This window comes from Streptomyces sp. NPDC053076, from assembly GCF_044546845.1.
In the GTDB taxonomy this organism is placed as follows: Bacteria; Actinomycetota; Actinomycetes; order Streptomycetales; family Streptomycetaceae; genus Streptomyces.
In genome coordinates, this window is sequence record NZ_JBITZL010000001.1 from 952,232 (window position 1) to 973,370 (window position 21,139).

Sequence of the window (21,139 nt, forward strand, 5' to 3'; positions counted from 1 at the left end):
TGCGGGGGCGGACGACGGGTGATCGTTCGTACGACAGTGCGTGTTAGCCTGCCCGCGGTCACGATCAAAACGCATACGGGGGAGGCACGGTGGGCTCGGATGGCTACCAGGTCAAGGCAGGTATGACCGGCCAGGCCCAGCAACTCGACGACGCCGGCACGGACATGGACACCGTCAGCTCGGCCGTCAAGTCCCGCACGAGTTACTCGTACGGCGACGCCGGCGGCGAAGACGCCGCGTCGGCGCTGAACGCGTTCGTCAAGGCATGGGAGGCGGAGGCCAAGACACTGGCGTCGGCGTTGCACGAGCTCGGCGGCAAGGTGCAGTTGGCCAAGAAGACCTACCACGGCACCGACGGCCTGGTGAAGCGGCACGCGGACAGCGTCCCCGCCGGCGGCACGAGCGGCCTCACCGACACATCGACGCAGGGCGGGCGCACCTCGGCCCTGTCGAGCTACTGAGGAACGGGCCGGTGTCGTTCTTCTCCTCTCCTCTCGACTCCCCTTCCGTCCGCCTCTCGATGCTCGCCGGGCTGTCCAAGAAGATGCTCGGTGCCGGCAGCAAGAACGAGCTCCTCGACCTGATCGACGACGCCCTCTCGGTGCCCGCACCCGGCGGCGACCAGGGCGTGCTGGAGGGCCTGGCAAGGCTCTACCGCGGCCAGGTCGACCACGTCGGCAGTGTCTTCGACCAGGTCGACCGGGTGGGCCGCAAGGGCCTTCCGGAGGTATGGGTCGGCGACACGAGTGTCCTCGCCTCGGACGTGGTGAACGCCGCCGGGCGGTCCGTGACCCAGATGAGCGAGGCGTTCCAGGGCTGCGCGACGGTGCTGCTGACGCTGGCCGACGCGATCGCCGCCGCGCAGCGCAAGGACGAGCAGGGCCGCGGACAGCTGCTGGAGCAGAAGAAGACGCTCGGCGGCAGGGACGGTTTCTTCGACGACCTGCACGAGAACGACGAGGAGGAGTGGGACCGCAAGAACGCCGCCCACTTCGGCTCCTACGCGGTCGACCTGATGCACGCCGCCGTCTCCGACGCGCAGGAGGCCACCCGCGTCGCGGCCCGGGACCTGAACAAGTGGGCCGCCGAGGCACGGGCCGGGAAGATGGAGACCAGCGAACTCACCGCCGTCGACAAGCTGATGCTCGCCGACACCGGCGTCGCGGGCGCCGACACCGAGCTGAACGAGATCCTCAAGGCCGACGACCTGGCGCGCGCGTCGGCGCGGATGGACCTGCTGAGCCTCGACGACGAGATGGCCATGGAGCGGATGCTGGCCACGTCGGACACCCCGCAGGAGCGGGCCTATCTGATGAAGGCCCTGGCCGCCGGCCACAGCGTCGCCGAGATCGGCCAGTTCCAGGGCAAGATCCACGGCAAGGACCCCGACTGGCTGCGCCGGCACCTCACTCCGGTGGTCACCGCCGAAGACAGCATGAACGACGAGGGCCTGGCGCCGGACGGCTCGAACAACAACAAGGACTACGCCACCTTCGACGGCCAGCTGTGGATCCAGGGCGGCGACGGCTCCGAGGGCACCTGCGTGGCCTCCTCCACCGTCACGTCCCGCGCGATGGTCGACCCCCTGTACGCGCTCGGCCTCACCGGCGGCCCCGACGGGCAGCAGGACGACCCCGACGCCTTCAAGCAGCGCCTGGTGGCCGAACAGCACCGGCTGCACACCGAAGGCGACGGCGGCAAGAACTGGGGCGGCATGGGGCCCGAGGGGCAGGAACGGATCAACGACACCGCCGTCGGCAGCGCCACCGGCAGTGACTACGAGCGCCAGGACCTGAACAGCGCCGCCGACCGCAGGGCGGTCCTCACCGAAGTCGAGAAGTCGGTGGCGCAGGGGCGGCCGGTGCCGGTCGACGTCTCGGGCAAGGGCGCTCACGCGATGACCATCATCGCCCAGGAGGGTGACAAGCTTCAGGTGTACAACCCCTGGGGCTCGACCACCTGGGTCAGCGAGGACGACTTCATCAACGGCCACATGGGCAAGGCTTCCAACAATGATCTCTCCAACGCGTACAGCGTCTATCTTCCGCGGTAGCAGGGGCGGTGCCGCGATCGCGGCGGCCGCGCTCCTCGCTCTCGCCACGGGCTGCGGCTCGGGCACCGACGAACCGGCCGGCGGCTCCACGAGCACCGCGAGCCACCCCGCCGGCACCGCGAGCCGCCCGACGAGCCACCCGGTGAAGGACACCAGCATCACTGCCGAGCCGGGCGAGCGGTTCGCGCTCACCGTCGACCAGAACGCCTCCACCCGCGAGTACTGGTACCTGGTCGGCCCCGAGCCCGACAGCTCGGTGCTGGTCAGCCGCGGCCAGGACTACGCGTCGGACTCCGGCGGCGAGCCGGTGGACGGTGCCGGCGGCCGGCTCACCTTCACCTTCGAGGCCAAGGGCAAGGGGACCACCCGGTTCACGCTGCTGCACTGCACTTTCACCACCTGCCAGGGCAACACCTCCACCCTGCCCCCCGAGACGACCGGACCCTCCGCCACCCCGACCACGGGGGCGGCCACCCCTTCCCAGGCCCCCGAGCGCATCACCTACACCGTCACCGTCGACTGAGCCGCGGCGGACCAGTCAGATGAGACGAGACACCCGAGGCCCCGCCATGAACGACGACGCCCCGTACCCGCCGGACCGCACGGACGACGAGCTGGCCCGGCTCGACATCACCGTCCTGCTGCGTTACGGCCTCGCCGCCGAGCCCGGCACCCGGCGCACCGCCCTGTTCGGCGACGGCGCCGCGGCCGCGGCCGTCATCCTCGACCGCCTCGGCACCGAGCCGCGCTCGGTCGCCTTCCTCGCCGACACCGTGCGCGCCGGCGGACTCGCCCGCGCCGTGGAACTGCCCGAGCCCCTGCCCCGCCGGGAGGCGGCCGTCCTCGTACGGGAGTGGCTGCGGGCCGGCGCCGAACTCGTGGGCGGGATCGCCGTCGACGACACCGCGGCCGCCTGGCTGCGCGCCGTCGCGACCATCATCGAACTGAAGCAGCTGACCCGGGCGCGGGACCGGAGCACGTGATCTGAGGAACCGATTCGAGTACGGCTTACCCGGCTTTTCGAGAACCACCAGTTCTCAGCCGGCCGTGACCCCGTGCGTCGTCGCCTCGCCGTCGGCTTTCGCCCGACGCGTGCGAGCCGAACTCGCCAGCTTCTCGGCAGCCACTTCACGGGTGAGGTCCTGGATCTCGTCGCCCGCCTCGATGGCCGCGCGCCTGACTTCGAGGGTCAGACCGACCGACGTCTTGATGATGCCCCGCACCAGCGGTTTCGCCACCTTCTTGACCAGAGGGGCCGCGATCAGGCCAACGAGGAAGGGAGGCGCTACAGGGGCATGCGCGAAGCCTCTCTCGACTGCACGTTACGGCTGCCGCCGCACGTGCCACTGCCGCCTGGCCGGTGGCGCCGGGCCGGAATTTCACCCCCACCAAAATCACCGTAGTCGGCCCTCGGCCGATACGCCCGGGGAGGCCGACGCCTTTCATTCATTCGGGCGGAGGCGCACCGGAGCAGACCGCGGTATCGGACCAGGCGAGGGCCTGTTCGAGCACGCAACTCCGGTCGTCCTGGCCGGCGTACGCGGTGATCGGTGTCTTGACCGGAGTCGGATGCGGGGGATGGTAGCGCTCGATGAGCCGGTAGTCCGCGCGGAGTGCGGGCAGCAACAGGTCACGCAGTTCCGGGATGTCGTAGGCCCCCGAGTGCAGGTCTCCGAGGTGCCGGACGCGGTTGATCAGGATCTCGTCGTCGGCACGGTGCAGTGCGGTGCGTTCGGCCCGCTGCGGGGCCGAGTGTGCGGAGACCAGGAGGTGTTCGGGGACGATACCGCGGGCCTCCAGACGCAGGGCCAGCTCGTAGGCGACGCAGGCGCCCATGCTGTGTCCGAAGAGCGCCAGCGGCCGGTCGGCCCAGGGCCGGAGGGCGTCCTCGATCGTGTCGGCCAGGGTCGTCAAGTACCAGGCCGCCCACGTCCGTTCCGGATGCGACACGGCCCATTCCAGCGCCCGCATTCCGCCCATCGATCCGCCGACGACCAGTGCCCGGCTGCCGATGCCCAGGGCGTCGGCCAGGCCGGCCTCAACCGCCACCTGGTCGCGTTGCGTCAGGAAGGGGAAGCGACCACCCCAGCGGCGTCCGTCCGGCGTGCGGACGACGGTCCGGTGCTGCCCTGACAACCACCCAGCACGTTCGGAGCCACGACGTACCAGCGGTCCGTGTCGAGCGCGAGCCCTGCGCCGATGAGCCCGTCCCACCAGCCGGGAGTCGGGTGGCCGGGCTCGGCGGCACCGGCGGCGTGGCTGTCGCCGGTCAGCGCGTGCAGCACGAGCACCGCGTTGGACCGGTCGGGTGTGAGCCGCCCCCATGTCTCGAACGCGAGCCGCACACCCGGCAGTTCGCCGCTCGCCTCCAAGGCGAGCGGCTCGTCACGCTCGTACCACTGGCGATGCCCGGGCGGATCCCCCTCCCGCCAGGCTCCGGAGGCCGGCGGGAGGGGGACCGCGGAGGGCGTCAGTAAGGTGTTCAGGACGCGCCCTTCGCCACGCGGAACCCCGCCTCCAGGTCGGCCTTGAGATCGGCGAGGTTCTCGATGCCGACCGACAGGCGCACCAGGCCCAGGGAGGCGCCGGTGGCCGCCTTCGATAGTCCGTGGACTTGATGCCGGCGAGCAGCTCCAGTAGCCCGGCACCGCAGCCCCGTACGAGCCGGTGCTACTCGGTGCTGGTAAGGGTAAAGATGAAGACGTTGGTGACGCTGTCGGCCCAGCGCTGGCACGTGAGGTTGTCGGGCAGGTTGGAGTCGGAGACTTCGATCCACCTGTCGTTCAGGACGAAGTGGACCGAGCCGACTGCCACGTAAGCTCCGGTGGACTCATCCCGGACGAACAGCGCGGTGGTCACCGGCTGCCCGGACGGGTCCATCTTTCCGATGAGGCTGAGGTGTGATCCGCTGGGTGTGGAGGGGATGGTGACGCTGCCGACCAGGAAGGAATCGGCCTTGAGGCTGTGGCGCCCGGGTGCGGCGCCGGTGGCATCGGCAAAACCGATCAGGATCCCGACAGTGGCGGAGTCCGCGACCAGGAAACGGGTCGGCCTGCCGATGTCGGTGATGTCCGGGCTGTCGGCCGTCAGCTCCGAACGCTCGCCGGATTCCCCTTCATAGTTCCAGAAGAAGACCTTCGCCCTGTTCCCGATCCGCACGGAGGCGAACTTGTCGGTCAGCGCATCGGGAAACAGGTTCTCATCAGTGCCTAACGAATAGGTGTGAGCAGTCCCCGTGTAGTTCGGCTGGGTGTAGAACTCCACCTCGGAGTCGAGCATCGCGACGCCTTCCTGATCGGGCCCGGACCAGACGGGCCAACATCAGGTGCTCTACCCGCCACCGCAAAACCGTCAACGGCATGGACCTGAACGAGCGACGGACACGAACATGAGATCTTGCCCGCATCCGTCAGGTCGGCGGCAGTGAGCGACGGCCGCCCTGTCGACGGGGCGTCGGCCGTACGGGACCCCCACCGGAGCCTTCAGCTCCCACTTCGCAGGCCGGTGCCGGCGGACAGGCACCCGCGGTCCGCTGAACTGTCCTCCGAGGCGCGGCCGCACACCGGCATCCGGATCATCCGCCGCAGACGCTCCTCAGGACTGAGGTGGGCCGGCACGGGCTGCCGGCCGCCGTCATCTCGGCCGGCATCCCGGTTCAGGACCCGCCGCGCTCGCGGGGGATCCTCAGACCCGCCTCGATCGCCACCGGCAGCCGGTTCTCGGCCGGTGGCAGCGGGCAGGTGGCCAGGTCCGTGTAGGCGCACGGCAGGTTTGCGGCGCGGTTGAAGTCCAGGACGACCGTGCCGTCGGCGGCGGGCGGCTCGACGGCCAGGACCCGGTTGGCGGCGTAGGTGGTGACCCCGGAGGTCGCGTCGGTGAACAGCACCATCAGCCGGCCGGCACCCTGTCCGGGGAACGCGGTCAGGGACAACCGGCGCCCGTGCAGCTCGAACTCGATCGTGCCCGGAGCGTCGTACACATGCTCAAGGCCCTCGACGGCCGCGCCCACGGTGGTCGGCCGTGGCTTCTCGAAGGGGACGTACCGGCCCGTCACGGCCCAGCGCGGGTCGGGGGCGTAGGCGGGTGTCCCGGTGAAGGCGGTGCGCAGCGGCGCGTCCGGGTGCCGGGGGCGCACGATGTCATGGCCGCCGCGCTTGGCGACCTCGATGACGGCGTCTCCCCAGACCGCGTCGACGCCACTGCGCTCGGCAAGCACACCGAAGCGGTGTTCACCCCGCACCGAGTTTCCGTCGACGACCAGTTCCTCTCCATCGTCGAGGATGACGACGACCCCGTCACGACCGCTGTGCCACGCACCGGGCGCGTCGGGGAAACGCTGCGGCCGGTCGTCGAGCCAGTGCAGGCCGGTGATGGCCAGGAACCCGTGCGGGTCGGCGAGCCTGGCCTCCTGGGCGCGGTACCAGTCCAGCCAGTTCTCGGTGAAAGCCTGGAGGTCCGTCGTGGTGACCTCAGTGGTCATGAGTTCTCCTTTGTCACGCGAGGCCCGGCCTCGCACAGGGTTGCAGGGCGTCTGCCGGGCCGGCGCCCGATGGGTGCACTCATCCGGCCAGTTCGCCGAGGAGCGCCCAGGTGCGACGGCGATCCGCCTCTCCCGCGATCTCGGTGCCCGAGAACACGACCTCGGTGGCGCCGGCGTCGCGGTATCGGCGGACCTCGGATTCGACCGCCTTCTCGTCGCCGATCACGGCCACGTCGGCGGCCCGCCGGCCGCCGGAGAGTTCGATGACCCGCGCGTAGGACGGGATCTGTTCGTAGAACGCGAGGTTCTCGGTGGCCTTCGCCCGCACCGCATCCACGTCGTCCGTGACCACGCCGGGCACCAGGGCCACGATCCTGGGCGCGGGGCGGCCGGCGGCCTCGGCCGCGGCGGTCACGGCGGGGACGATGTGTTCCGCCAGGGCGCGCGGTCCCGCCAGGTACGGCAGGATGCCGTCCGCCAGCTCACCGCTGACCCGCAGCGCCTGCGGCCCCATCGCGGCGACCAGCACGGGGACGCCGTTCTCGGCGCCCGGTACCCGTGCCGGGACGGGGGTGGTCGCGGTCATCAGCTCACCGTGGAAGTCGGCCGTGCCGGTCTGTATCAACTGCCGCAGTACGGTGAGGAATTCACGCAGACGGGCGATGGGGCGCTCGAAGGGCAGGCCGAAGCCGGTCTCCGTCAGAAGTCTGGTGCCCAGGGCCAGACCGAGGTGGTAGCGGCCGTGCGTCGCGGCCTGCGCGGTCTGGGCCTGGCTGGAGACGAGCAGCGGGTGCCGGCCGAAGACCGGGATCGCGGAGGTCCCCACCTGCAGTCCGGGTACCGCACGCCCGACGATCGCGGCGAGCTGGGGTGAGTCCGCGCCGAAGGTCTGGCCGAACCAGGCCGAGCGCAAACCGGCGGCTGCGGCCTCCTGAGCCAACTGCACGGTGGCATCGACCTGGTTGTGCGTGTTGTACGCGTTGAGTGCTACGCCGACAGTCATGCCAGTCAGAACGGGCGCCCACCGGACCCGCATTCCGGTCCCCGTGTGACAGATTCTTGTCAGTCATGTGTACGGGAGCCGTCCCGCCCTGCATCAGAAGCGCGGCATACAGCAGCTTCCCCCTTCGGCGAGCGCTAGCGTCAGAAAGGTCAGCAACGGGTCAGTGTGAGTCCTTAGACACCCGGCGACAGCTGACCAGACATGAGAAACGACGTAGCCTCCGGGCACCGCCCTTGACCTGCAGAAGCAGGCAGGGAGCAGACAAATCGGGAGTTTCTCCATGTTTCGTACCATGTTCAAGTCCCAGATCTAGCGTTTGGGTGTTTCCGCAGGTCAGAGGCATGATGGTGCCGCTCGGGTCAGCAAACGGTCAGGATCGGGCGCGGGAGCGTCCCAGCTTGCTGACCTGATGGCTGCCATGACGGGGGACCTGGACACAGGTGTCCTGGCTCCCGCTCGGGAGGTTCGCTGCGTGACTCGACAGCTCGTTCGCGGCATGGGGCACTGAGCGAGTGGGCTGCGTTCGGGACCGAAGCGGCGTGCCTTATGGATGCCGATTGCCCCCTCTGGCCGCTACCGCGACCTCGCCCGCCCCGGTGTCCTTCTCGTCCACTGCCCCGGCGCCATGGGCTTCGGCTTCGGCACTGTCGCTGTTTGCGACATCGAGAGCGAAGCCGCACCGCGGCGGCCTCCGCGTGACCTGCTGCGTCATGATCACCCGCGCCCGCGAGCGGGGCCGGTCCCCGGTCGGCAGGGCAGCCGGTTGCCGCGTCACATGGGGGCTACGCATAGGCCATGATGCGCTAAGCGCCCACTGAATGAGATGTCCGAGGGAATGGCGGGCGGCGCCCGACCCGTACGTACGCCAGGGCGCCCCGTATCCGTCATGCCGCCGCCTCCCAGTGGCGATACTGGATGCATGGACACGACGATCACCGCACCCCGCGCCGAGGTGCTGCGGCACCGGTACCGCAGCCGACTGCCCGAGCGCTTGCAGGAGCTGGTCGGCCCCGTCGAGGGCAATGTGGACCTGCCGCTCCACATCGTCTGGTCCGGGCGGACGAGCTACAGCCTGGAGCGGCCGAAGTCCCGCATGACGCTCTACCGGACCGTCCTGGCCGAAGGACTGAGTGAGGACCTGGTGGCCCTTCTTCACCATCGGCTGCTCATCGAGCAGTGGCCTGTGCTGCGGCGTTTGATCAGTCCCTACATCCGCGAGGTATGGGAGGACGCTTTCCCCGAGCTGCTCCGCACCGCTCCGGCCGACACGACCGCCGCGTGAAGCTCACTCCGCTCCACGAGCGTCTCCTCGCCGACATCCTCGATCTCGGCTCCCCCTACCCTCTGGTCCTCACCGGCGGATACGCCGTGTAGGCCCACGGCCTGGTCGAACGCGTCAGCCGCGACCTCGACGTCGCCACTGAGAACCCCGCTCCGATGCAGGAGATCGTCGCCTCACTCACAGCAGGTCTCAGCGCGCGCGGATGGCGGACCACGCACGTCCAGACCGATCCGCTCAGCGGCCGGTTCCTCGTCACCGATCCGGACACCGGCGAGGAGTGCGAGGTGGACGTCCTCAAGGAGGCGTTCTGGGCTCCGCCCGCCCAGACCCCCTACGGCCCCGTTCTTTCCCTCGACGACGTGATCGGCACCAAGGTCCGTGCCCTCGCCGACCGCGGCACCGTCCGCGACCTCATCGACGTCCAGGCTGCCTCCCGCCACCGCTCCACCGCCGACCTCGAATCCCTGGGCCGCCGTCGCGCCCACGACGAGTTCAGCCTCGAAGACCTCCGGGACCGGCTCGTCGGCGCGGACTGGTACGAGGATGAGGACTACACCGCGTACGGGCTCACCTCCCAGCAGATCGAAGAACTCAAGGCGTGGGCGCTGGAGTGGGCGGAGGATCTGGGTGCGCGGATTCATGACGAGAATGCCTGAGGTCACACGCGTCCATCCCCTGTTCTGGAGCAGGAGCTGGCTAAAGGATCGGTCACACGCACGGCTGGCCGGATCAGACCTGGACCCTGGCCAGGATCAAGACACTGATCGAATAGCCGTTCGACAGTCAGCGGCTTGGCGTACTCCCGGTCGATCCGATCCCGCACCCGGCGCAGCCGCGCCATGGCGGCCTTCACCTTGCGGCCTTCACCTTCCCGACGAGCGCGTCGTCGGAGTGGACGGAAACGTTCGAGGGCCGGGGCAGGTCCTGGAGCACTTCCTCGGTCGCCTTCAACGGCTCTCCTTAACGGTGCGCGAGGGCGGTTCGCCATCGGCTGAACTGCACCCGCGGCAGGGGCGTCCTGCGCCGCCCATCGCCCTGCTCGGAAGGCTTGATGCGTGGCTCGACAGCTCGCCCGTGGGATGGGGTCGTTCTTCAAGGAGTGCGGTTGTTCCAGGCCGACTCGTTGCCCGCACCCGTACACGATTCGGTTCCGGGACGCTCTCGGCAAGCAGCGTGAAGAGGCTGGCTACGAAACGCAGGACGACGCGATCGAGCGCCTGACGCAGATCTACGCGGAGAAGAAGACGGCGCCGTCCGTTGCCGAGGCCCGCCGGGAACTCGGTCAGCAGACGGTCGCGGAATACGCGAAGCAGTGGCGGCCCCGGCAGCGCAGGATGACGGAGTACTCCACGGGCTGGCACGTGGACAGTTCCATCAACGTGCACATCGTCCCGCGTCTCGGATCGCGAAAGCTGGACTCCGTCACGCCGATCGTGGTGGAGCGCTTCCTGGATGAGTTGCAGACGGACGGGGTCGGGCGCGTAGACCAGGTGAACATATTCCGTGTCCGCAAGGCCATCCTGCGGGATGCCTATGGCAAGGGGGCCATGGCGGATGATCCTGTGAAGGGGGTCCAGGAACCGGAGTACGTTCGGGAGAAGGTGGTCATCCCGTCCCTCGACTATGTGAAGAAGGCGCTGACTGTCGCGGATCACATCCTCGCGCTTGAGATCGTCATGATGGTGGGCTGCGGCCTGCGAAACGGGGAAGCCCGCGCGGTGAACGCCAAAAATGTCGTGGCGGACGACATCTACCGGGTACCGGCCGCGCCGAGCGCCGCCACACGTACGCCGGTGTCGCCATCACAAGGATCTGACCCGCCAGGGCCAGCAGTTCTGAGCCCGTCCCTTTGACTATTTCCCGTTCCAGGAGGCGCCGCGCTCTCTGTCGCCGGCGCCGTCACCCATCTCGGTGCGCGGGTCCTGATCCGTCACCTTCCGCAGCCAGGGTCGCCCGCACCCGCTGGTCCTCGCGAGCAGAGCCGACGTCCCGTTCCAGGGGTGTGCGGCTCACGGCCGTCGCGAGGTCCTCCAAGGCCCGCTTCTGCAGTTCCGCCCCGCGCCGCACCACCGGGCTCCGGTCCCCGGCGGCGCCCTCCCAGGCGCGGAGCGCCTCCTCCACGTGCCCCCAGTCCGGATCCCTGTGCTCGCGCACGGCGACTGCCGCCTGCGCGGTGTCCGCCTCCAGGGCCTCGGCGAACCGCTCCGCCTCGGGGACGAAACGGCTGTCGGCCCGCGGGACATCGCTCTCCATGAGCATCGCCGCCCGGCCGAACCGCTTGAGGGCCTCCTGCGCCTCCTGCGCCTCGCGCGACGTCAGACCCCTGGGGCGGACCGGTTCCTGCCTCGCCTGGTCGTAGGCATCCTGCCAGGCGGCACGCGCCTCCCTGCTCGCCAGCAGGGCCCGGCGCATGGCGGCGCGATGCTCCCGGGACGGTTCGGCGTAGCTGCGGAGCACCGCGGCAGCGTAGCGGCCGTTGGCGGCGAGCCAGTCCGCGAGCCGGCCCGGCAGCCGGGGCGTCTCCCACGCGGGGAACACCAGGTAGGCCAGCATCGCCAGGCCCCCGCCGAGCAGGGTGAGCACCACCCGCTCCGGGACCGTCTGCTCCCATGCCTGGCCTCCCATGCCGAGCAGGAAGACGACGTACGCGGCGGTGAAGCACTGGGAGTAGGCGTAGCCGGTACGGATCAGCGTGTACGACAGACCCGCCGAGACCACCGCCAGCGCGCCGAACACATGGGCGTCCGGGCCCAGGGCCCGCACCATCCCGGTGGCGAGCCCGACACCCGCCAGGGTCCCGGCGAGACGGGCCACCACACGCGCGTACGTCCGGTGGAAGTCCGGCCGCATCACCATCACCGAGGCGATGGGCGCCCAGTAGCCGTGGCCCAGGGGGAGCCGCGCGGCGATCAGATAGCCGAGCGTGGCCACCGCCGCCAGGCGCACGGCGTGCCGGAACACGGGCGAGTCCCGGCGGAACTCACGGCGCACCGCCCGGACGACGACCGGGACCAGCCGGAGCATGGTCGGGCGCACCAGGAACTGGGCGTCGGCGGGGCCGGGCGGGATGGGCGTCCTCCCGCGCGCGCAGCCGCTCCCGGCGATCTCCAACGCCTCGCCGAGCAGTTCCACGAGCCGCTCGGCGGCCTGCCGGGCGGGCCCCTCCAGCACCTCGTGCTCCTCGTCGACGCGCAGGACGTCCGCGCTCCCGGGCGGCACGCCGGCGGGAGTGCCGAGGCGGATCGAACGGGCGGCCGCGTCCAGGACGTCGGCGGCCGCGTCGAGCAGCTCCCGCGCGCGGTCCCGCCCGGGTCCCTCCGCCGGGGCGCCGACGTCCGGGTCGGCGAGCGCCATGACGACCGGCCGGATGCGCTCGGCGAGGCCCCGGGGGCCGTGGAGGACGGGGGGACGGGTGCGGGCCTGTGACGGCGTCACGGCGGCCGCGTCCCGGGCCGTCATCAAGGGTTCCGGGTCGAACGGGGCGGTCGGGTCGTCCCGCAGTCGGCGGGCGTAGTCCGCCACGGCGGCCAGGGCGTCGGCGAGCGCGTCACGATGCGCCCCCCAACGGCGGATCGGGAACAGCAAGATCAGCACGGCCTGCGCCACGCCTCCGAGCGCGATGACCCCGGCGTGCTCCAGGGCTCGCCCGACGCTCGTGGGCAGGGTGATGGTCACCAGCATGCTGCCGACCGTCGTCGCCGCGACGATCCCAGCGGTCGATCCGACGGCCCACGCCATTCCCGCGGCAAGGGCCCATACGGCCAGCAGCGGGAGGAACGTCACGAGTCGCCCCGCCGCCAGGTAGCCCACGAAGGTGCTGAGCGCCAGACCCGCGCCCGCGCCGAGCGCGACCACCTTGCGCGGACGCCAACTGCGCTGGAAGGTGGCCCCACCCGCGGAGTAGGCGCCGAGGGCGGCGGACGCGGCATACGCAGGGGAGATAAGCCACAGCGTCGGCCCGATGACGATCGCCACCCCAGCGGCCGTGCGCAGCGCCAGCAGGGGCTCCAGCCGCGTCTCCTCGATCGTGAGCCCGGATCGCACGACCTCCCCGAAGGCCCGCAGCCACGTCACGGGTGTCCGCCTGGCCGGAACGCCCTGCCGGGTCGCGTCGGCCTGGTTGAGGTGCGGCAGCCGTAGGGCAAGGAGACCTCCCACGCGGTCCGCGAACGCCGGCGGCCGCAGCGGCTGGAGTGCTGCCACTGCCGACACTGCTGAGCGTCCGCTGTCCGTCCTCCGGGCCGGGCAATCGTTGTTGGTTCAGGTCCGGCCGGAGCGCAGGCGATTGCGCCCAGCTCCGGCCGGGGAACGAGCAGATGGCCATCCGTCTCCCGGACCGGTCCAGGGGGACACAGGCGGACGGCGACCCGGCTCTCTTACCGCTTGTGGCCGTTGCCGTGTCCGTCGGGGTTCAGGACGACCTTGGTCCAGCCCTCGTCACGGGCGTCGAAGTGCTCGTAGGCGGTGGGGGCCTCGTCCAGGCTGAGCTCGTGGGAGACCACGAAGCTCGGCTTCGCCTTCCCGCCGACGATCAGGTCCCGCAGCGCCCGGTTGTACTTCTTCACCGGCGCCTGCCCGGTCCCCATGTGCTGGCCCTTGAACCACATCATCCCGAAGTCGATCGGAACCTTGCCCTGGGCCTCCAGCTCACCCTGAGCCTCCGCGCCGCCGGGATCCTGGGGCAGGAACACGCCCACCACGCCGATGTGGCCGGTGAACCTGACCGAGTCGATCAGGCCGTTGAGCGTGAGGCTGGCGTCCTCGTGTCCCTGGGGGTCGTGTGCCTGGTAGCCGACGCATTCGCAGCCGTTGTCGGCGCCCAGACCGAGGGTGGCCTCCTTGACGACCTCCGCCGGGTTCTGCTCGGCCGTGTTGATCGGGATGGCCCCGATCTCCTCCGCCTTGCGCAGCCGGTCGGGCTGGTGGTCGGCCGTCCAGACCCGGCCGGCACCCTTGAGGAGGGCGGAGTAGGTCGCCATCAGCCCGACGGGACCGGCACCGAAGACGATGGTCTGGTCGCCCGGCTTGACGTGGGCCATCTCGGTGGCGTGATAGCCGGTCGGGAAGATGTCGGCGAGCATCACGTAGTCGGTCTGCCGCTCGGCGGCGTCCTCACCCAGACGCAGCGCGTTGAAGTCGCCGTAGGGCACGCGCAGCAGCTCCGCCTGGCCACCCTGGTAGGGGCCCATGTCGGCGAATCCGTAGGCAGCCCCCGCGAGGGCCGGTTCCGGCTGCATGGTCAGGCAGTAGTTGGTCAGACCCTGCTCGCACTGCTTGCAGAAGCCGCAGGCGATGTTGAAGGGCAGGACCACGTACTCGCCCACCTGGACCTTGCGGACGGCCGAGCCGACCTCCACCACCTGGCCCATGTTCTCGTGTCCCAGGGTGCGGCCCGACTCGAACGAGGTACGGCCCTCGTACATGTGCAGGTCCGAACCGCAGATGTTGGTGGTGGTGATCTTGACGATGATGTCGCAGGGGTGCTCGATCTTCGCGTCCGGTACGCCCTTCACCGTGACCGTTCGCGGTCCTTCATATACCGCTGCTTTCATGATGACTTCCCTCAGTGTCCCGGCATGACCGCGGCACGACGGTGATGGAGACGGCACAGAGAGCCTGACTCCCGAAAATCGCCAAGACGGGGTCCGTGGCTCGGGCACGCCTCTGCGGGCCGTTCACCCGGATCGGGTGGAACGGTGGTGCCGCCGCCGGCCTGCCAGGCGGAGCTTCGGCGCTCCGGCGACGTGCCGTCCGGGTCCCCGTCGGCCCCGAGGCGAAACAGCCACGCACCGTCCGATCAGCGCAGTCCCGGGACCCGGACGACCACCTACCGACGGCGCAACTTCCCCGAGGTCACCAGTTAGTCACCGCGGTCGCCCTGCAGCGCGCTGCGACGTTCCTGTTCGCGCTTGGAGTAGGCGGCTGCCCGGATCGCCTCGTCGCTCTCCAAGCCCGATCCGAGCGCGCCGCCCACCGTGGCGACCGAAGCGACGAACCATGACAACGTCCAGTACTCCGTACCGTGCAGCGGGGTTCGTGTCATGGAAGCGAACACCCGGTCGTTGAGGATGAACAGCGCCCACACCAAGTTGATGACCATCAGACCCACGTAGCAGACGAGCACCCCGATACCCACGGTCACGACCGTCGAGGCGTTGTAGAGAGCCGCTCTCTTCCTCGCCTCCGGCGATGCCTCATCCGTTCGATGCCACAGGTTCGCGTCCACGATCAGCCAGCCGATCATGAGCGCGACGGACCCGACCATGGCGATCACGAGGCGCGGGGTGCTCAGGGACGCCGCCAGGCTCCAGATGGTGGAGTTCACAGTGGCGACCGCTCCCGTGGCGAGTGCGGCCGCCAGGGCTTTCGACAAGCCCGGCACCAAGCGCCACGGCCGGTTGGCGCGGACCATACCGAGGAGCACCCTCAGGTAACCGCGCGGCCCGCTGACGATGTACCGCAGATCGGCGATCTCCTCCTCACCGACCTGGCCCGGACGGATAGGCGTGAGACGACCGGCGAAGGGCCCCCGCAGCGGCTGACTCCCCGGAGGCCCCTCAGCCCCAGTGGCCTGCGGGCCCGCCAAGCTGAGCACGGCTTCTTCCACGGCCTGCCGGGCCCTGGTCTGCAGCCGGAAGCCCCCCAGCGTGGGAAGAGACAGCAGCGCCAAGCCGTGTTCGTGACTCAGATCCACCACGAGCTTGCGCCCATGTGAGTGCAGCGGAAGGTCGGTGAGGGCCACGACGATGTCCCAATTCTCCGCACTTCCGCGTTCCATGATCCGGTGCATCAAGGTGGGCGGGTCCTCGGTCCCCGCGGTGAAGGGCTCGCTCACCACCTCGACGTCGAACCGTCGGCCCTGGCCCGACGTGTCGGCGAGCCGATCGGCAAGTATCCGGGCCATGCGCTGTGCGATCTCCGTCGGCGTGTCCGGATCCGCCAGGAGAGCCACGACCGTAACGCCCTGAGACGACACCCGCATGACTCCTTCTCGTCGGCTGCCCCCGGGATCGCATGTGCCCACAGGATGCCCCCGGGGTAACGCCGACGCCGCGTGACACGCTGGCCCCTGCCGGCAGGGGCGGCGCCGGGGCCGTTGTCGCCGAAGCCGGGATTCTCCGGACGCTCGTGTGAGCGGGGCCGGGTTACGGCGCCTGTCGCGCGGTTCCCGGCGCGATCAGGTAGTCAGGAACGGTGGACAAGGACGCGACCGACCCCTTCGTGCATGTCCGGGGCGCCAGTGAGAACAACCTGCGGAACATCGATGTCGACGTTCCGCGGGACGCGATGGTCGCCTTCACCGGCGTCTCCGGTTCGGGCAAGTCCTCGCTCGCGTTCGGCACGCTCTACGCGGAGGCCCAGCGGCGCTACTTCGAGTCCGTGGCACCGTACGCCCGAAGACTGTTGCAACAGGTCGGCGCACCGCACGTGCAGGAAATCACCGGACTGCCACCGGCCGTGGCCCTGCAGCAGCGACGCGGGTCGCCCAGCGCGCGCTCGACGGTCGGCACCATCACCACGCTGTCCAATCTGCTGCGCATGCTGTACTCCCGCGCCGGCACCTATCCGCCCCGGGCCGCACGGCTGGAAGCCGAGTCGTTCTCACCCAACACCGCGGCCGGCGCCTGCCCGGAGTGCCACGGGCTGGGTGTCGTGCACGACGTCGCCGAGGACCTGCTCGTCCCGGACCCCTCGCTGAGCATCCGCGAGGGGGCGATCGCCGCCTGGCCGGGCGCTTGGCAGGGCGCCAACCTGCGCAGTGTCGTGAGCGGCCTGGGGATCGACATCGACCGACCGTGGCGCAGGCTCAGGAAGAAGGACCGGGACTGGCTGCTGTACACGGACGAGCAGCCCTCCGTGTACATCGAGCCGGAGGAGGACCGCATCGATTACGGCTACCAGGGCAAGTTCTGGAGCGCCCGCAAGCACGTCATGCACGTCCTCGCCGACTCCAAGAGCGAGAAGATGCGCGAACGGGCGCTCCGGTTCGTCAGGAGTGTGCCCTGCCCCCAGTGTCACGGCAGCGGACTGCGGCCCGAGGCGCTCGCCGTGACCTTCGCCGGACGTTCCATCGCCGAGATCAACGCGATGCCGCTCACCGGGGTCGTGGCGCTGCTGCGGCCCGTCGCGGGGCGGTCCGAGGCCGACGCCACCACGTCGACCGCACGATCCGGGGAGACGACCGAGGTCGCGGTCCGGATCTGCGGCGATCTGGTGGCGCGGGTCGACGTACTGCTCGACCTGGGCCTCGGATATCTCAGCCTCGGGCGCCGCTCGACGACCCTGTCGCCCGGCGAGGCGCAGCGCCTGCGGGTCGCCACCCAGCTGCGCTCGGGGCTGTTCGGCGTCGTCTACGTCCTCGACGAACCCTCCGCGGGCCTGCACCCGGCTGACGCGGAACCGCTGCTGGACGTGCTGGACCGCCTCAAGACGGCGGGCAACTCACTGTTCGTCGTGGAGCACGACATGGACGTCGTACGGCGGGCGGACTGGGTGGTCGACATCGGCCCCGGTGCGGGCGAGGGCGGCGGACGCGTGCTGTACAGCGGCCCGGTCGCCGGTCTTGAGCGGGTCGGGGAGTCGGCCACGAGCCAGTACCTGTTCGGGCGCGCCCAGCCGCTCGATCACCGCCCGCGCACACCGCACGGCTGGCTGCACCTGAGCGGCGTCTCCCGCCACAATCTGCACGACGTGTCCGTCGACATACCGCTCTGCGTACTGACGGCGGTGACGGGCGTGTCCGGTTCCGGAAAGTCGACGCTGGTGACGCAGGTGCTCGCCGAGGTCGTCCGCGGCCACCTCGGACTCGTACCCGAGGAGCCCGACGAGGCACAGCTGGAAGTCGACGTCCAGGACGCGTCGGGGGTCGAGTCGTTCGACCGGCTGGTCCGGGTCGACCAACGGCCCATCGGCCGGACTCCCCGGTCCAACCTGGCCACGTACACCGGGATGTTCGACGCGGTGCGCAAGCTGTACGCGGCGACGGACGAGGCCAGGACGCGCGGCTACTCGGCCGGCCGGTTCTCCTTCAACGTGCCCGAAGGGCGGTGCGAGACCTGCCAGGGCGAAGGATTCGTCGCAGTGGAACTGCTGTTCCTGCCCGGCACCTACGCGCCGTGCCCGACCTGCGAAGGCGCCCGGTACAACGCCGAAACGCTGGAAGTCACCTACCGCGGCAAGAACATCGCGGAAGTACTGGCGCTGTCCGTCGACGCCGCCGCCAGGTTCCTGTCCTCCGTCCCGGCCGCCTCCCGCAGTCTGGAGACGTTGCGCGAGGTGGGGCTCGGGTACCTGCGGCTGGGCCAGCCCGCGACGGAACTCAGCGGCGGTGAGGCGCAGCGCATCAAACTGGCCACCGAACTGCAGCGAGCCCGGCGCGGGCACGCGCTCTACCTGCTCGACGAGCCGACGGCGGGGCTGCACCCCTCCGACATCGCGCTGCTGCTGCGACAGCTGCACCGGCTCGTCGACGCCGGCAACACGGTCGTCCTCGTCGAGCACGACCTGGACACGATCGCCACCGCCGACTGGGTCGTCGACCTCGGCCCGGGCGGCGGCGACGCGGGCGGGCGGGTGGTCGCGGCGGGCCCGCCGGCCAAGGTGGCGAGGGGCCGCCGCAGCGCCACCGCGCCCTATCTCGCGGCCCGGCTCGCGCGCTCCTGATGACAGCGTGAGGGGCTGAGTACCGGTCAGCCGGCTTCGGGGCGCGGGGTCGCGCGCGTCGCCATGCTGCGTTCCAGCTTGTGGCGGATATTGCCCTCGAGGTGTTCCGTCGGGGCCCGTTCCACGATGCGTTCGGCTACGTGGCGCATCTTGATCTTCACTTGGGCGTGCCGGCATTCGACGGCTGCGCGGACGGCATCCGCACGGAGGCGACCGCCCGGGCTGACCGGCCCGTGGGGTGAAGAGCGGGCCCACCTCCACCGCGCACGGCCTGCGACCAGGCCGCCGGGTCAGCCGGGCATGGGGTGATGCGCCCGCGCGAACTGCTCCACGACGGCGGCGCAGAAAGCGGGCAGGTCGGCCGGGCCGCGGCTGGTGACCAGCTGCCCGTCGACGACCACCTCCTGGTCGGCGACCACCTCCGCGCCGGCGTTGCGAAGGTCGGTGCGGATGCTGGGCCAGGACGTCAGGCGGCGGCCGCGCACGGCGTCGGCTTCCGCCAGGGTCCACGGGCCATGGCAGATCGATGCGACCGGTTTCCCGCTGGCCATGAAGTCCTTGACGAACTGCACCGCGTCGCGGTCCATGCGTAGCTGGTCAGGGTTCATGGTGCCGCCGGGCAGGAGCAGGGCGTGGTAGTCGTCGACGGAGGCGTCGGCGACCAGGCGGTCTACGGGGAAAGTTCCGGCCGCGTTGAGGTCGAACTGGCGGGCCTGGATCTCGCCGTGGTGGAGCGAGACGATCTCGGTCTTCGCCCCTGCGCCCTGCAGCGCACCGCGCGGCTGATCGAGTTCCACGCGCTCGACGCCGTCGGTGGCCAGAATCCCCACCCGCATCCCCCGGAGTTCCTGTGTCATGGTACGGCTCCCTTCACGAGTCGCTGGTTCCTTAGGACGCGAGCGGTCACCCGGCGGGGCCTGTCCGCATTCCTTTTTCCGGACCGGACTGCAAGGCCCGAAGGTGCCCCGAGCGCATGGCTGCGCGCGGTCGGTAAAAGCTGCCGTTCGAGTGAGGACGACCTTCGTCCAGCCGTCGTCGCGGGCGCCGAAATACTGGTGCCCGTGTATCCGTCCGCTGCCTTGTTGAGTACGAGTTCGTGCGAGATCCGGGGCGGCCCGACCTTCCCGGCCTGAGACGAGTCGGCGCCATGCACCGGGGCGCGACTGCTACAGCAGCCGGTCGAACACCGCTGTAACGCCCTCCCAGTGACTGGTCTGCGGGTTCTTGACATCCGGATACATGATTTTGAACGTCTCGGCGAGAGCGACGCTCAGACCGCCGATGGTCTCGGGGTAGCGCTCTTCGGCCTCCTGGGTGGGTGTCCTGTCGAGGGGAGGGTGTGCGGCGAGCTGGTCCAGGATCGGCTTCAGTTCGACCTCCTCGTCGAGCCGCCGGAACCGATGGATGCTCTCCTGGAGGCCCTTGGTGATCGGTAGATCCCCCGCGGTTCGACGGTGTCCCTGCCGCCTGCCTTGGCCGACGCCTGGCCGACGACCAGGAGGTCGTAGAGCTTGGCGTCGACGAAATCGCCGTACCGCTTCAGGTCGTTCCTGTCCACGCCGAGGCTTGCGGCGGCGCGGAAGAACCTCTCGAATTTCGACACACCCATCACGGTCATGCCTCCCGCCTCCTCACCGGGAACGGACGGCGCCGTTCGCTCCCGCCCGCGCCGCTATCGGCTGTTCCCCGGTCGAGATTCGCAGAGCCTCCCTGCTGAGCGCCTCCGCACTCCAGGCCGAAAAAGGGCGCCCCCTCTTCCCCTGGCAGAGCAGCATGAAGTGCGCAGGCATCCCTCGGCCAGCCGTACGGCCGTCCATCCGCAGGAGGCTGCACGGCGTTGCAACGCCTCGTACGAGAATTGCCGACCGGACAAACGCTCTGCGCGAAGCTGGGCGAACCGCTATCCGCATGAGCGGGCAAGGTATGGCACGGTCTCTCGGGTTCCGAAGCTCAAGGACGGTTGGCGGTGCCCTGCGGACGTGAGCGTGCGGACCTGGTGCGCCCGGGACCCGGGGCGCACAGGGCGCCACGCGCTCATGTCCGCGGAGGCCGAGGCCCTCTGCAATGCCGAAACGGGCGGGTCAGCGACGAACGCGTCAATCACCGCAACGGCTGTCGCCCGCTGCTGGAGAGGCGTCGCGCGGGGGCGCCACCCTGGCAACCTCTTCAGAGCATCTCCAGGGGCGTGGGCCCGTTGGGCGGCGGGAACGCCTCGTCGAGGGCGTCGAGCGCCTCGGTGGGAAGGTGGAGGTCCAGCGCGCCGCGGTTCTCCCGAACGTGGTCGGGTGATCCGGAACGCGGGATCGCGGCCACCCCCTGTTCCAGCACCCAGGCGAGTGCCACCTGGGCCGGCGTGGCTCCGAGGGCCCGGGCCACGGCACCCAAAGCGTCGCCCTTCAGCAGCCGCCCCTGCTCGATCGGGGAGTAGGCCATGACCCTCACCCCGGCCTCGCGGCACCAGGGGAGCAGATCCCACTCGATGCCGCGCCGGGAGAGGTTGTACAGCACCTGGTCGACCTCCACGTCATCGCCCTGTGACGCCCGGACCGCGGCCAGGACGTCACCCGTCGGTGGTGTCCTGCCGCTGCGTTCGCCTCGCGCAGGCCGCGACATCTGCCGGAGCATCCGCTGATGCTGGCGCTGCTGCGGTCCACAGGC

The 21,139-nt window shown here is 70.2% G+C and carries 18 protein-coding genes and 6 pseudogenes; 9 read left to right on the forward strand and 15 right to left on the reverse strand.

What is annotated here, in order from left to right; genetic code table 11:
- The first annotated feature begins 89 nt into the window (after positions 1-89).
- The 4 genes from ACIGYR_RS03735 to ACIGYR_RS03750 are packed head-to-tail and all read left to right on the forward strand — an operon-like array spanning position 90 to position 3,036.
- Positions 90-461: a hypothetical protein gene (locus ACIGYR_RS03735; protein WP_391838044.1), complete on the forward strand. Its 372-nt coding sequence runs from the start codon at positions 90-92 to the stop codon at positions 459-461.
- Positions 462-472: 11 nt separating this feature from the next.
- The gene (locus ACIGYR_RS03740) at positions 473-2,053 is read left to right on the forward strand and encodes a peptidoglycan-binding protein (RefSeq protein WP_399602616.1); all 1,581 of its coding nucleotides are present in this window, start codon (positions 473-475) and stop codon (positions 2,051-2,053) included.
- Entirely contained in the window at positions 2,013-2,576 is a 564-nt protein-coding gene (locus ACIGYR_RS03745) for a protease inhibitor I42 family protein (RefSeq protein WP_391838040.1), read from the forward strand. The genes ACIGYR_RS03740 and ACIGYR_RS03745 overlap by 41 nt, the downstream gene beginning before the upstream one ends.
- Positions 2,577-2,622: 46 nt before the next feature.
- Complete coding sequence (locus ACIGYR_RS03750) at positions 2,623-3,036, forward strand: hypothetical protein (protein ID WP_391838038.1); 414 nt, start codon at positions 2,623-2,625, stop codon at positions 3,034-3,036.
- A 54-nt stretch (positions 3,037-3,090) separates the two neighbouring features.
- On the opposite strand, the gene ACIGYR_RS03755 is transcribed toward ACIGYR_RS03750, so the two are convergent.
- From ACIGYR_RS03755 to ACIGYR_RS03780, 6 genes and pseudogenes are all read right to left on the reverse strand, one after another.
- Positions 3,091-3,291 (reverse strand): DUF5132 domain-containing protein, encoded by a 201-nt coding sequence (locus tag ACIGYR_RS03755; protein ID WP_399602621.1) that lies wholly within the window; start codon positions 3,289-3,291, stop codon positions 3,091-3,093.
- 208 nt (positions 3,292-3,499) lie between these two features.
- A pseudogene (locus ACIGYR_RS03760) lies at positions 3,500-4,539 on the reverse strand (alpha/beta fold hydrolase).
- Positions 4,536-4,649, reverse strand: a pseudogene (locus tag ACIGYR_RS03765) (PLP-dependent transferase); the annotation flags it as partial. The pseudogenes ACIGYR_RS03765 and ACIGYR_RS03760, both read right to left, overlap by 4 nt.
- Positions 4,650-4,723: 74 nt before the next feature.
- Positions 4,724-5,332, reverse strand: coding sequence for a beta/gamma crystallin domain-containing protein (locus ACIGYR_RS03770; RefSeq protein WP_399602624.1), 609 nt, complete (start codon positions 5,330-5,332; stop codon positions 4,724-4,726).
- 376 nt (positions 5,333-5,708) lie between these two features.
- Positions 5,709-6,533, reverse strand: coding sequence for a DUF1684 domain-containing protein (locus ACIGYR_RS03775; RefSeq protein ID WP_399602627.1), 825 nt, complete (start codon positions 6,531-6,533; stop codon positions 5,709-5,711).
- A 79-nt stretch (positions 6,534-6,612) separates the two neighbouring features.
- The gene (locus tag ACIGYR_RS03780) at positions 6,613-7,536 is read right to left on the reverse strand and encodes an LLM class F420-dependent oxidoreductase (protein ID WP_399602630.1); all 924 of its coding nucleotides are present in this window, start codon (positions 7,534-7,536) and stop codon (positions 6,613-6,615) included.
- A gap of 919 nt (positions 7,537-8,455) precedes the next feature.
- On the opposite strand from ACIGYR_RS03780, the gene ACIGYR_RS03785 reads away from it, so the two are divergent.
- From ACIGYR_RS03785 to ACIGYR_RS03795, 3 genes and pseudogenes are all read left to right on the forward strand, one after another.
- Positions 8,456-8,818: a hypothetical protein gene (locus ACIGYR_RS03785; RefSeq protein ID WP_399602632.1), complete on the forward strand. Its 363-nt coding sequence runs from the start codon at positions 8,456-8,458 to the stop codon at positions 8,816-8,818.
- A pseudogene (locus ACIGYR_RS03790) lies at positions 8,815-9,474 on the forward strand (nucleotidyl transferase AbiEii/AbiGii toxin family protein). The gene ACIGYR_RS03785 and the pseudogene ACIGYR_RS03790 overlap by 4 nt, the downstream one beginning before the upstream one ends.
- Before the next feature lie 21 nt (positions 9,475-9,495).
- A pseudogene (locus ACIGYR_RS03795) lies at positions 9,496-9,584 on the forward strand (transposase); the annotation flags it as partial.
- Between the two features lie 3 nt (positions 9,585-9,587).
- On the opposite strand, the pseudogene ACIGYR_RS03800 reads toward ACIGYR_RS03795, so the two are convergent.
- A pseudogene (locus ACIGYR_RS03800) lies at positions 9,588-9,659 on the reverse strand (AraC family transcriptional regulator); the annotation flags it as partial.
- Between the two features lie 214 nt (positions 9,660-9,873).
- Between ACIGYR_RS03800 and ACIGYR_RS03805 the strand changes: the two are divergent.
- Positions 9,874-10,671: a hypothetical protein gene (locus ACIGYR_RS03805; protein ID WP_399602635.1), complete on the forward strand. Its 798-nt coding sequence runs from the start codon at positions 9,874-9,876 to the stop codon at positions 10,669-10,671.
- Between the two features lie 46 nt (positions 10,672-10,717).
- Here ACIGYR_RS03805 and ACIGYR_RS03810 read toward each other — a convergent pair whose 3' ends face one another.
- The 3 genes from ACIGYR_RS03810 to ACIGYR_RS03820 all read right to left on the reverse strand — a co-directional run bounded on the left by ACIGYR_RS03810 (position 10,718) and on the right by ACIGYR_RS03820 (position 15,800).
- Positions 10,718-12,892 (reverse strand): FUSC family protein, encoded by a 2,175-nt coding sequence (locus ACIGYR_RS03810; protein ID WP_399603218.1) that lies wholly within the window; start codon positions 12,890-12,892, stop codon positions 10,718-10,720.
- A gap of 302 nt (positions 12,893-13,194) precedes the next feature.
- The gene (locus ACIGYR_RS03815; protein WP_399602637.1) at positions 13,195-14,370 is read right to left on the reverse strand and encodes a glutathione-independent formaldehyde dehydrogenase; all 1,176 of its coding nucleotides are present in this window, start codon (positions 14,368-14,370) and stop codon (positions 13,195-13,197) included.
- A 308-nt stretch (positions 14,371-14,678) separates the two neighbouring features.
- Complete coding sequence (locus ACIGYR_RS03820) at positions 14,679-15,800, reverse strand: hypothetical protein (RefSeq protein ID WP_399602639.1); 1,122 nt, start codon at positions 15,798-15,800, stop codon at positions 14,679-14,681.
- 212 nt (positions 15,801-16,012) lie between these two features.
- Here ACIGYR_RS03820 and uvrA point away from each other — a divergent pair, with 212 nt between their 5' ends.
- Positions 16,013-18,481 carry an excinuclease ABC subunit UvrA gene (uvrA, locus tag ACIGYR_RS03825; protein ID WP_399602642.1) on the forward strand — a complete coding sequence of 823 codons (2,469 nt, stop codon included), beginning with the start codon at positions 16,013-16,015 and terminating at the stop codon, positions 18,479-18,481.
- Between the two features lie 26 nt (positions 18,482-18,507).
- On the opposite strand, the gene ACIGYR_RS03830 is transcribed toward uvrA, so the two are convergent.
- From ACIGYR_RS03830 to ACIGYR_RS03850, 5 genes and pseudogenes are all read right to left on the reverse strand, one after another.
- The gene (locus tag ACIGYR_RS03830) at positions 18,508-18,642 is read right to left on the reverse strand and encodes a hypothetical protein (protein WP_399602645.1); all 135 of its coding nucleotides are present in this window, start codon (positions 18,640-18,642) and stop codon (positions 18,508-18,510) included.
- 129 nt (positions 18,643-18,771) lie between these two features.
- Positions 18,772-19,338, reverse strand: coding sequence for a type 1 glutamine amidotransferase domain-containing protein (locus tag ACIGYR_RS03835; RefSeq protein ID WP_388977534.1), 567 nt, complete (start codon positions 19,336-19,338; stop codon positions 18,772-18,774).
- Positions 19,339-19,647: 309 nt separating this feature from the next.
- A complete protein-coding gene (locus ACIGYR_RS03840) occupies positions 19,648-19,911 on the reverse strand; it encodes a DUF1931 family protein (RefSeq protein ID WP_399603221.1) in 264 nt (87 codons plus the stop codon).
- Complete coding sequence (locus ACIGYR_RS03845) at positions 19,848-20,099, reverse strand: DUF1931 family protein (protein ID WP_399602648.1); 252 nt, start codon at positions 20,097-20,099, stop codon at positions 19,848-19,850. The genes ACIGYR_RS03840 and ACIGYR_RS03845 overlap by 64 nt, the downstream gene beginning before the upstream one ends.
- A 548-nt stretch (positions 20,100-20,647) precedes the next feature.
- A pseudogene (locus tag ACIGYR_RS03850) lies at positions 20,648-21,013 on the reverse strand (aldo/keto reductase); the annotation flags it as partial.
- Between the last annotated feature and the right edge of the window lie 126 nt (positions 21,014-21,139).